Here is an 11,819-nt window from a genome sequence, read left to right as displayed (position 1 = left end):
AACAATTATACCAAAAAGAGGGGGTCATTGTTTTTTTGTTATAAAAACAGTTTAAACCCTTGCTAAAGCAGGGATTTATATAAATAAAACAAAGATAGTGTTAACACTATCAAACAATGCTAGGAGGATATAAAATGAAAGTACCAGTTAAATGGCTTAAAGATTATGTTGATATAGATATTTCACCAAAGGAGCTTTCCGATAAACTAACTATGTCCGGTTCAAAAGTAGAAGAGATTATTATATCCGGTGCTGAAATTGAAAATGTAGTTACGGGTAAGATAATAGAAATAGTAAAACATCCGGATGCCGACGCATTAGTTGTATGTCAAGTAAATATAGGACTAGACCTGCCAATACAAATTGTTACTGCAGCTACTAATATGAAGGAGCAGGATATTATACCAGTAGCGCTTCATGGATCAAGTTTGCACGGAGGATTAAAGATAAAAAAAGGGAAGCTTCGTGGTATACTTTCTAATGGTATGTTCTGCTCTGAGGAAGAGCTAGGAATTGCTGGGGATGAACCCGTTCATGGACTAATGATTCTTCCAGGGGATACACCTATTGGAAAAGACATAAAAGAAGTTTTAAATCTTCAAAGTGTATTAATAGATTTTGAAATAACTTCAAATAGGCCAGATTGCTTAAGTGTTCTAGGCATAGCTAGAGAAACAGCTGCAACTTTGGGAATTGAATATAGAAAACCAGCTCTTGATTACACTGCTACTTGCGTCGAGAATGTGGAAGATGCTTATAAAGTTAATATTAAAGATGAACTTTGCAGAAGATACATGTTAAAGGGTATAAGAAATGTAAAAATAGAGCCATCTCCACAATGGATGCAAGAAAGACTAATAGAGGCGGAACTTAGACCTATAAATAATATAGTTGATATTACAAACTTTGTAATGCTTGAGCTTGGTCAACCTATGCATGCTTTTGATGCTAGGCAAATTACTACTAATAATATAGTGGTTGAAAGAGCTAACCCTAACGAAAAATTTATTACGTTGGATGAAGTAGAGAGAGAATTAGATGAAAGCATTTTAAATATTAAAGATGGAGATATAACTATAGGTCTTGCAGGCATAATGGGAGGCTTAAATTCCGAAATTAAAGAGGATAGCAGTAGCATAATATTTGAGAGTGCAAACTTTGATGGGGTAAATATAAGGCTCGCTTCTAAAAAATTATCACTAAGAACTGATGCCTCTTCAAAATTTGAAAAAGATTTAGATCCTAATATGGTACAAATGGCTATGGATAGAGCTTGTCATTTAGTACAAGAATTAGGTGCGGGTGAAATAATGGAAGGATGTATAGATGTATATCCAAAAATTTTAAAACCTCATACACTAGAAGTAGATTCAAATTGGATAAATTATTTTTTAGGAACTGATATATCAAAAGGTTATATGAAAATATACCTCGATAGATTGGAACTAGCTACAGAAATACTAGGTGACTTACTAATAATAAAGGTACCTACAAATAGAGCTGACATTAATATCAGAGAAGACATCGCCGAAGAAATAGCTAGAATATATGGCTATGATAGTATACCATCAACTGTACCTAATTGTGCAACTTCAAAAAGTGGAAAAAGTGAAAAGCAGAAATTAGAAGATAAAGTGGTACTTTCTTTAATTTCCAGTGCGCTTAATCAATCCATAAGCTATTCCTTTGTAAGTCCTAAAATATTTAATAAAATTCTAGTGCCAGAAGATAGCCAGCTTAGAAAAGTAGTTACTATAAAAAATCCTCTAGGAGAAGATTATAGTATAATGAGAACTACTACCATAGCGTCTATGATGGAATGTTTAGGTCGGAATTATTCAAGAAATAATGAAGAAGCTAGATTATTCGAAATAGGAAAAGTTTATATACCTAATGAAGATTCTACGATGCTCCCAGAAGAGAGAAATATATTAACTATAGGAATGTATGGAAATGTTGATTATTTGGATTTAAAAGGGGTTGTGGAAAATGTAATAGATAGTTTGGGACTAAGAAATATTTCATTTAAAAGAGAAAGTGAGAATTCGACTTATCACCCTGGAAAAACCTCGAATTTATATGTAAAGAGAGAACTTATAGGTGTTGTTGGTGAAATTCATCCTAAAGTGTCAGAGAATTATGAAGTGGAACAAAGATGTTATATAGCAGAATTAAACCTAGATATTCTTTATAAATATGCTGACTTAAATAAGAAATATACTTCACTTCCAAAATTCCCTGCTGTAACAAGAGATATTGCACTTATAGTTGATGATGAAATTCTAGTTCAAGATATTGAGGATGTAATTGTAAAACAAGGTGGAAATATTTTAGAAAGTACTAAGTTGTTTGATGTATATAAAGGCATACAAATAGCTGAAGGTAAAAAAAGTATTGCCTATGCTATTGTGTATAGACGTGAAGATAAGACTTTAACGGATGAGGAAGTAAACAAAGTGCACGAAAAAATATTAAGAACTTTAGAACATAAATTAGGTGCTCAGCTTAGATAATAATCTCAAATAAAAACTCTCTTAGGAATAAGAGGGTTTTTATTATTACTAGGAATATTAAAGAAATATTCTGTTAATTAATTTCAAGATATGGTTTTATTAAAAGGTATATTGTGGTACAATGAATATAACTAATCTGTCTAAGAGGGTGTTTTAGATGAACGTTGTAACAATAAAGATAAATGGCAATGAATATAACTTAAAAGGTGAAGAAAGAGAAGAATATTTACATATGGTAGCTAGCTATGTGGATAAAAAAATTAAGGGCATAATGGGTAACAATGAAAAGCTTAGCACTTCTTCCGCAGCAATTTTAACTGCTTTAAACTTAGGCGATGATTTGTTTAAAAGTCATTCACTTTGCAAGGAGCTTTCAAATAAAAGTGAATCTTTAGAGAAGCATGATAAGGAATCTGTTCTGCAACTAGAAGATTTTAAAAAACAATTAAATCATATGGAAGCATATAATGAGGAATTGCACAATAAATTCAAAAATATAGAAAATGGTGAGTATATAAAAACCTTAGAGCAAGAAAATATAAGGATTGGGAAAGAATTAGAAGCAATGAAAGAGTCTACGAAATTTTGTATTGAAGAAAATAGAAAAATAAAAGTAGAGAATAAAGACATGAGATTTAAGCTCCAATCTTCTAAGTACAAAATAATTGATTTACAAAACAAATTGATAGAGTACCAAATTAGTTTAGCTAAACAAAGAAAAATTAGTAATCCGCTTTTAACTAAGGATCAAAAATAAATTTATTTCATAGAATACAGCTAAATTATCGCCGAAAGGCGGTTTTTTTTATTGGATATTATACACAGATATACAATGTTTAAACTAATATAAAATCCGTAAAAATTGTGAAAAAACAATTAAAAAAATTAACGTAATGGAGTAATAGAGGCCTTGTGACATAATATAATTTATAAATATTAAAAATATGTATTGCATATTTATGCAATGTAATGTATTCTTATAGAGGTAATATATATACAAGGGGGAATAACATATGAAGAATATTAATAGTAAAAAGATAATTAGTATGATAATAACAATTCTTATAGCCTTTAGTTTGTCTGGGTGCGCACAAGGAAAAGCGTCCGCTGGACTTTCAAAAATGGACAAGCTCAAAGAGAAGGGGAAAATAGTAATTGGTACAAGTGCAGATTATCCACCCTATGAATTTCATAAATCAATTGATGGCAAGGACACAATTGTGGGTTTTGATATTGAAGTAGCAAAAGAAATAGCAAAGGATTTAGGCGTTGAGCTTGAAATAAAGGATATGAAGTTTGATGGCTTGCTTGCAGCCTTGCAAACAGGAAATGTTGATTTTGTTGGCGCAGGTATGAATCCTACAGAAGATAGAAAAAAGAATGTAGATTTTTCTAAAATCTATTATACTGCGGTACAATGCGTTGTTATAAGAGCGGAAGATGAGGGAAAAATTAAGTCTATAGAAGATTTAAAGAGTAAAAAAGTAGGAGTTCAAATGGGTGCGACACAAGAGCAGTTAGCAAAAAAACTACTTTCAGGTTCAGAAATAAAACCATTAGGAAAGGTATCAGACCTTATACTGTCTTTGAAGACTAAAAAGGTGGATGCGGTAATTGTTGAATCACCAGTTGCAAAATCATACATTCAACAGAATCCTTCGCTAATAATATCAACAGTACAGATTAAAAGTGAGGAATCTGGTTCAGCCATAGCAGTAAAAAAAGGAAATGAAGATTTAGTAAATTCTGTAAATAAAACTATTGATAGATTAATCAAGGCTAAAGCTATTGATAAATTCGTTGCAGATGCTGATAAAATTTCTGAATAAGGCAATTAAATAAATAACTAATATAAAATAATTATTTAAATTATAGGAGAAGAGGAATATATGGATTTTTCATTTTTGAGTGAATACTACATGTTTTTTATAAATGGTGCTAAATTTACCTTGATAATTGCATTTTTTTCTGTGTTACTCGGAGTTATAGGTGGAACTATTTTTGCACTAATGAAAATATCTAAAAGTGTAATTTTAAACATTATAGCATCAATATATATTGAGATTATAAGAGGAACACCGGTTTTAGTGCAGTTATATATTATTTTTTATGGCTTGCCATATGCTGGAGTACAATTGCCAGATATGGTAGCAGGAATTATCGCTCTTTCTATAAATAGTTCTGCTTATGTAGCAGAGATTATTCGTGGAGGAATAAATTCTATTGATAAGGGACAAATGGAAGCGGCTAGGTCACTTGGGATGTCTTATAACATGGCTATGATAAGTATTATAATTCCACAAGCTGTTAAGACTATAATACCAGTGCTAGGGAATGAATTTATAGTAATTATTAAGGAATCTTCTATAGTTTCCATAATAGGAATTCATGAGTTATCTTATAATGCAGATACGGTAAGAGGGAACATATTCAAACCCTTTGAGCCATTACTAGTCTCAGCTTTTATATATTTTGTTATGACATTTACACTTTCTAAATTTATGAAACGTGTGGAAGAGAGGTTGAAAATTAGTGATTAAAGTTTGTAACTTAAAGAAAAGTTTCGGAAAATTGGAAGTACTTAAGGGTATTGATATTCATGTAGAAAAAGGAGAAGTTGTTGTAGTTATTGGGCCAAGTGGTTCAGGAAAAAGCACTTTTTTAAGATGCTTAAATTTACTAGAACAGCCAACTTCTGGTGATATATATTTCCAAGAGGTTTCAATAATAAGTAAACATAATAATATTGATATGCAAAGACAAAAGATGGGTATGGTTTTTCAAGGATTTAATCTCTTTCCGCACATGACAATACTAGATAACGTAGCTTTTTCTCCTATTAAGGTTAAAAAACTCTCAAAACAAAGTGCAGAAAAATTAGCCTTTGAATTACTTGAAAAAGTTGGACTGGAAGGTAAAGCGAGCAGTTACCCAGCTCAATTATCAGGAGGGCAAAAACAAAGAATAGCAATTGTTAGAGCTCTTGCTATGAAACCAGATGTAATGCTATTTGATGAGCCAACCTCTTCTCTAGATCCTGAAATGGTAGGAGAAGTTCTGGAAGTTATGAAGGATCTAGCCGTGGATGGAATGACTATGGTAGTTGTAACTCATGAAATGGGCTTCGCTAAAGAAGTAGGAAGTAGAGTGTTATTTATGGACGATGGATATATTGTTGAAGATGGAACACCAGAAGAAGTTTTTAATAACCCTACCAATCAACGAACAAAAGAATTTTTAGCGAAAATTTTATAATAATTTTAAAGTCATATATTAAAAAGAACTAGAAATAGTTCTTTTTTTATTTATGCACTTTTATAAGCAGCAACCTTCATGATTATAATTTATCTCCATAAATACAAATAAAATATATTTTAAATATTTACATTTACTCTATATAATTAATTGTAGTATTATATATTTATAGCTATTTATTGGGTTATAAAGATAGTTAAGTATTAAAAGGAAAAGTATTGAATACAATAAAGAAAAAAATATTATTTGACAGGAGATAGAGTATGAAAAAGCAATCATTTATAAATATTAAAAAGTTTCAAAAGGTATTAAGCGTATTCCTAATATTATTATTTTTAAATCCCATATACGCTAAGGTACTAGCCCAGCCTAATGTACTTCAAGAGGGGAAGGCTATTATACAAAGCAATTATGTAAATACAGTGTCAGATTACGTATTAAATGCACCGGATTTAACAGAAATGGTGAAGAGACTCGATGATCCTTATTCTGATTATTTTACAAAGAAGGAGTATACGGAATTTGTAGATAGTATAAACAATACAGTTAGTGGAATAGGTATTGGAATTGACCTAGTGCCTGAAGGAATAAGGGTATCTAAGGTTATGGAGAATTCTCCAGCAATAGATGCGGGACTCGTGGCAGGAGATATTATTGTACAAGTAGATAACAATAGTTTAGTTGGAATTTCGTCTACTGAAGAAGCAATAAAATTTATAAAAGGCGTTGTAGGTACTTATGTGAAAATTACAGTTAGAAGAGGCTCAGAAGTACTTAATTTTAATATTCAACGTAGAGAAATAAAGTCACCAACAATAAGCAGCGAAATGCTAGCGGGTAAGGTAGCGTATATATCTATCCTGTCTTTTGGAGAGGATACTGGTGATTTGTTTTCAGCAGCAGTAAAGAAAATGAAGGACTTGGGAGCTAACAGTTACATTATAGACCTTAGGTATAATGGTGGGGGGTATTTGGGTACAGCACTAGATATAGCGGGCCACTTTATTGGAAATGTCCCTGGGATTATTATAGAAGAAAGGGATTTAGTAAAATATAATATTAAAGCTATAGATCATGGAAAAATTATAGACAAGCCAATAATTTTTTTAATAAATGAATATTCTGCTAGTGCATCGGAGATATTAGCAGCTGCTGTTAAGGATTATGATAAGGCCACTTTTATAGGCACAACAACCTATGGAAAAGGAGTTGCTCAGCAACTCTTCCCATTGTCTGACGGTAGCTATCTTAAGCTTACTGTGGAAAAATTTTACTCTCCCTATGGAAATATAATTCATAAGACGGGAGTGTCTCCAGATTTTGAAGTAGTTGCTGATGGGATTGATTCTTTGAAGGTAGCAAATTTACTTCTAAGTAGTACAAGTGTGCCTAAAGACAAAAGCGGTTATATGAAAATTGATTTGGATGGCAAAGAGTTTTATATTAACCTTAAAATGGCTAGAAGTGAGGAATATTGGACTGAATTTAAGTACATGCTGAGCAAAAATTTATCTTACAATGCTTATCGTGGAAGTAAAGTAGGTTGGGAAAAAATAACCAAGGAAGAGTTAAGTAATAAAATTATTCAGGGTTTTTCTAACTATAAGATATTAGCTGACTTAAAAAAAGATATAAATGTAGATAAGCATTTTACCATCAATTTTAATATGCCTATAGATTACGATAGTATAAAGTCACAAGGAATTGAACTTATGAATGAGACAACGGGAAAAAGAATTCCAATAAAATTAGATGTTAATAATAAGTCCGTAATAGTAACGCCAAATGAACAGCTAGAAAAAGGTCAAACATATTATTTAATAGTCAATGATAGCGTATTGGATGCAAAGGGAAAAAACATTGAACGAGGTACTGTAATTAAATATATTGTACCTTAAAGCACATGGTATTTTTAAAATTCATATAAGGTTTAAAACTTTAGAAAACAAATGAATATAAGGATAAGGGTATATTCCTAAAAGACTCACAATTTTAAAAAAATTGTGAGTCTTTTTTATATTACAGTGAACCGATAAATTTTATACTAGGCTAGGTGGTACAGCGCTTTGTAGATAGAGTGTTAAGAGAATGGAATTAGTTGAAAAAATCTTATGAGGTAATCCTTACATTTTTTAACTTAGTATTTGTACAATATAAAGACTGAATATTGCAAAAACAATCACATTTCCCAAAAATGTGTAAATGAAGAAGGGAAATAGAAGTCGAAGGAAAAATATTGCCATTGTATACCAATAACATTATAATTTAGTTAAATTGTAATGAAATAACATTAAATTATTTACTAACCCATATAATTATATGGGTAGCAAAATTAGAGTCTATTAAATTAAAAGGGGGAAAAAGCATTGAAAAAGAAAATTGTTGGATTTTTAAGTTTAGCTATGTCAATGACCCTATTATTTTCGGGTTGTGGTCAAAGCGGTAATGGAGGAGCAGGAAAGGATTTGAAGGCATCAGAAGTCATAGCTGCCGTAAATCCAGAAAAATTGCCAGCTACAGCAGCAAATAGAAAAGATACTATAATTATTGGATTTACAGCACCAGAAGGAAAGTTCAATCCAATATATGGGGGCTCAACAGATGATGGTTATGTTTATGAGCTAGTTTTTGAGGGATTAATGTCAAATGATGTTCAGGGAAATCCTATAGGGCTTGTAGCTAAGAAGTGGAAGATTTCAGAGGATAATAAAACCTATACCTTCACTTTAAATAAGGGAATTAAGTTTAGCAATGGGGAAGAATTAACTGCGAAAGATGTTGAATTTACTTATACAGCTATTTGTGACCCGAAGTATGATGGGCCAAGAGCAGATGCAGTAGAAAAATTAGCTGGATACAAGGAATACAATAAAGGTGATGCTAAAACTGTCACAGGAATAAAGGTTATAGATGATTATACAATTTCCTTTACTTTAACGGAAGTTAAAGCACCAGCTCTAAGTGGTGATTTTGGTTATGGAATTATGTGTAAAAGCTATTACACTTTTGAAAAGGGTAATGTAGCCAGATTAAAAGAATTATTTTTAAAACCAATGGGCTCTGGTCCATATGTTTTTAAAAATTATAAGGCAGGTCAAGAAGCTGACTTTGAGAAAAACCCTACTTATTGGAAGGGTGAGCCTAAGATTAATAAGTTAATACTAAAAGTTACTAATGCACAGACTGCCATTCAATCATTATCAGCTGGTGAAGTAGATATTGATAGAATTGGAACTTCACCAGAAAACATTCAAATGCTTAAAACTGCAGCATTTGTAAATATGCAACTATATCCAGGAAATTCATATGGATATATGGGTTTAAACCTTAAGGATGAAAAATTAAAAGATGTTAAAGTACGTCAGGCGCTTACTTATGGTTTAAATAGAAAAGGCTTTATAGATGCTAGATATAAAGGCTATGCTGAAATTTGCAATGCACCAGTGTCACAAGTTTCTTGGGCATATACTGATGATGTAACCAAATATGCATACGATCCCGTAAAAGCAAATGCTTTATTAGAAGAAGCAGGTTGGCTTAAAAAGGATGATGGCTTTAGATATAAGGATGGCAAAAAGTTCACAATTCATTGGATGACTTACAAAGGAAGTAAATACGTTGATATGTTAATCCCAATAGTAAAAGAGAATTGGAAGGCTATAGGAGTAGATGTTATTCCTGAATTAATGGAATTCAATACTTTATGTACAAAGGTTTATGACGAGCAAAAATTTGAAATGTTCAATATGTCTTGGAGTTTAAGTATAGACCCAGATCCATCAGGAATTTTTTCAGCTAAACAAGCAGAACTAGGTGGATACAATGCAGGAAACTGGATAAATCCACAAAGTCAAAAATTAATGGCAGACGCTCTTAAGACTACGGATACAAAAGAAAGAATGAAATTATATGGAGAGTGGTTTAAACTATTTACAGAGGAAGTTCCATATATTTTATTAGACCAAAGTAAAGAGATGTGGGCTGTGAGTTCAAGAGTTAAAGGTATAAGCTTATCTCCATATATTAAGTTTACTTATCAAATTGCAGAGGCAGAATTAATTGTGCCTAAGGCTAAATAGTTAAATAAAACTTTAATTATGTTAATATATTTTACTATGCTTGGTTAAACCCAAGCATAGTTTAAAAGGGGGATTATCATGAGGCAATATATAACTAGAAGATTGCTGCAAATGATACCAGTTTTAATAGGGGTATCTATAGTAATATTCTTAATAGTGCAGTTGGCTCCAGGTGATGCATTAACAGGCAAAATGGATAAAGGATTAACAGCAGAAAGAAAGCAAGAATTAAGACACCAAATGGGTCTAGATCTACGATTGGACAAACAGTACCTTAGATGGGCAGGTGGAGTGATTCAGGGGGATTTTGGCGAGTCTACTAACTTTAAACAACCAGTAGGAAAAGTTATGAACACATATATATGGAATTCTTTTTTATTAGCTGTACTTTCATTAATACTAAGTGTATTAATTTCAATTCCAATCGGGGTAGTTTCTGCTACAAAACAGTACTCAAAATTTGATGGATTTTTCACCGTATTTGCCTTGATAGGGATTTCTATGCCCTCTTTCTTTTTTGGAATGCTTCTCATTAAAATATTCGCTGTAGATCTTGCAATACTCCCAGTTACTGGCATGACAACAGCAGGAAATGTATCAACAGGTCTTTCCTATGGGCTAGATGTAGCCCGTCATATGCTACTTCCATTAATTGTGCTTACGTTAGGTAGTGTTGCAGGTCTTATGAGATACACAAGGTCTAGTATGCTAGAGGTTATAAGGCAGGATTACATAAGAACTGCTAGAGCTAAAGGCCTTAAGGAAAAAGTGGTTATATATAGACATGCACTTAGAAATGGTATGATTCCTGTTATTACATTACTTGGATTTTGGCTTCCTGGATTATTTTCTGGAGCCTTTATTACAGAGACAATTTTTGGGTGGCCTGGTATAGGACCTATAGCAATTGGTGCAGTAAGTAACCGCGATTATCCACTGCTTATGGGTATAAATATCTTACTTGCAGCGTTAACGTTGTTTGGGAACTTAATTGCAGACGTTACTTATGCTGTAGTTGATCCGAGAATAAGGCTTAAATAGGAGGTATCAAAATGCAATTAGAAGTAAAACCAAAAGTGAAGGTAATTAAAAAAGAAGAAATTTTAAGCCCTTGGAAGATAATAAGAAAAAGATTAAAAAAGAATAAGCTAGCTATGTTTGGAATGTATATACTGCTTTTTATGATACTTATGGCGGTTTTTGGTCCAATCATATCTCATTATAAAATGGAAACCATAGACTTATATAATGTATCGGCACCTCCATCTTTTAAACATATTTTGGGTACGGATGATGTGGGAAGGGATGTTTTAGTAAGAGTTATGTATGGTGGTAGAATATCTCTTTCAGTAGGAGTACTTGCAGTACTAGTTGAAGTGATAATTGGTAGTATATTAGGGGGAATAGCAGGCTTTTATGGTGGAATGGTGGATAGCATAATAATGAGGATAGTTGATATATTTTTATGTTTTCCATCACTTCCACTACTTATAATGCTGGCGGCAGTAATGTCAGATTTACAAGTTCCAACACAGTATAGGATGTATGTGGTTATGTTTATTATAGGATTACTTGGATGGCCAGGGCTTTGTCGTATTGTTCGTGGTCAAATATTATCCCTTAGGGAACAAGAATTTATGCAGGCAGCAGAAGCTTTAGGTCTTAAAGACAGAAGAAAAATATTTAGTCATCTACTACCAAATACTTTTTCGTCTATTATAGTTTCAGCTACTTTGGGTATAGGCGGTGCAATACTAACGGAGTCAGCATTGAGTTTTCTAGGACTTGGAGTTACTCCACCAACACCATCTTGGGGTCAAATGATTCAGTCAGTTAACGATGCATATATATTACAATTTCAACCTTGGGTTTGGGCGCCACCTGGTATATGTATTTTCTTAACGGTAATGGGTATAAATTTATTTGGAGATGGACTTCGGGATGCCATCGATCCAAAACTAAAGGTTTAGGA

9 protein-coding genes are annotated in these 11,819 nt (G+C 32.3%); all 9 read left to right on the top strand.

What is annotated here, in order from left to right; all coding sequences use genetic code 11:
* Nucleotides 1-134: 134 nt before the first annotated feature.
* The 9 genes from pheT to opp4C all read left to right on the top strand — a co-directional run bounded on the left by pheT (nt 135) and on the right by opp4C (nt 11,817).
* Entirely contained in the window at nt 135-2,513 is a 2,379-nt protein-coding gene (gene pheT, locus KPL50_RS22400; RefSeq protein ID WP_216300753.1) for a phenylalanine--tRNA ligase subunit beta, read from the top strand.
* Nucleotides 2,514-2,670: 157 nt separating this feature from the next.
* A complete protein-coding gene (zapA, locus tag KPL50_RS22395) occupies nt 2,671-3,270 on the top strand; it encodes a cell division protein ZapA (RefSeq protein WP_216300752.1) in 600 nt (199 codons plus the stop codon).
* Between the two features lie 256 nt (nt 3,271-3,526).
* Nucleotides 3,527-4,342, top strand: a complete 816-nt coding sequence (locus tag KPL50_RS22390) for a transporter substrate-binding domain-containing protein (protein WP_216300751.1) — start codon at nt 3,527-3,529, stop codon at nt 4,340-4,342.
* A 60-nt stretch (nt 4,343-4,402) separates the two neighbouring features.
* Complete coding sequence (locus tag KPL50_RS22385; protein WP_216300750.1) at nt 4,403-5,053, top strand: amino acid ABC transporter permease; 651 nt, start codon at nt 4,403-4,405, stop codon at nt 5,051-5,053.
* A complete protein-coding gene (locus tag KPL50_RS22380; protein WP_216300749.1) occupies nt 5,046-5,768 on the top strand; it encodes an amino acid ABC transporter ATP-binding protein in 723 nt (240 codons plus the stop codon). The genes KPL50_RS22385 and KPL50_RS22380 overlap by 8 nt, the downstream gene beginning before the upstream one ends.
* Before the next feature lie 263 nt (nt 5,769-6,031).
* Nucleotides 6,032-7,666, top strand: coding sequence for a S41 family peptidase (locus KPL50_RS22375; protein ID WP_216300748.1), 1,635 nt, complete (start codon nt 6,032-6,034; stop codon nt 7,664-7,666).
* A gap of 468 nt (nt 7,667-8,134) precedes the next feature.
* Nucleotides 8,135-9,847, top strand: coding sequence for an ABC transporter substrate-binding protein (locus KPL50_RS22370; protein WP_253200759.1), 1,713 nt, complete (start codon nt 8,135-8,137; stop codon nt 9,845-9,847).
* Between the two features lie 78 nt (nt 9,848-9,925).
* The gene (locus KPL50_RS22365) at nt 9,926-10,888 is read left to right on the top strand and encodes an ABC transporter permease (RefSeq protein ID WP_216300747.1); all 963 of its coding nucleotides are present in this window, start codon (nt 9,926-9,928) and stop codon (nt 10,886-10,888) included.
* Nucleotides 10,889-10,899: 11 nt separating this feature from the next.
* Nucleotides 10,900-11,817: an oligopeptide ABC transporter permease gene (opp4C, locus tag KPL50_RS22360; RefSeq protein WP_216300746.1), complete on the top strand. Its 918-nt coding sequence runs from the start codon at nt 10,900-10,902 to the stop codon at nt 11,815-11,817.
* Nucleotides 11,818-11,819: the final 2 nt, after the last annotated feature.

Origin of the sequence: Clostridium sp. CF012 (assembly GCF_018861755.1) — a bacterium.
In the GTDB taxonomy this organism is placed as follows: Bacteria; Bacillota; Clostridia; order Clostridiales; family Clostridiaceae; genus Clostridium_AD.
Note: the sequence above shows the minus strand (reverse complement) of the source record. Positions and strands in the feature narration are given on the sequence as shown.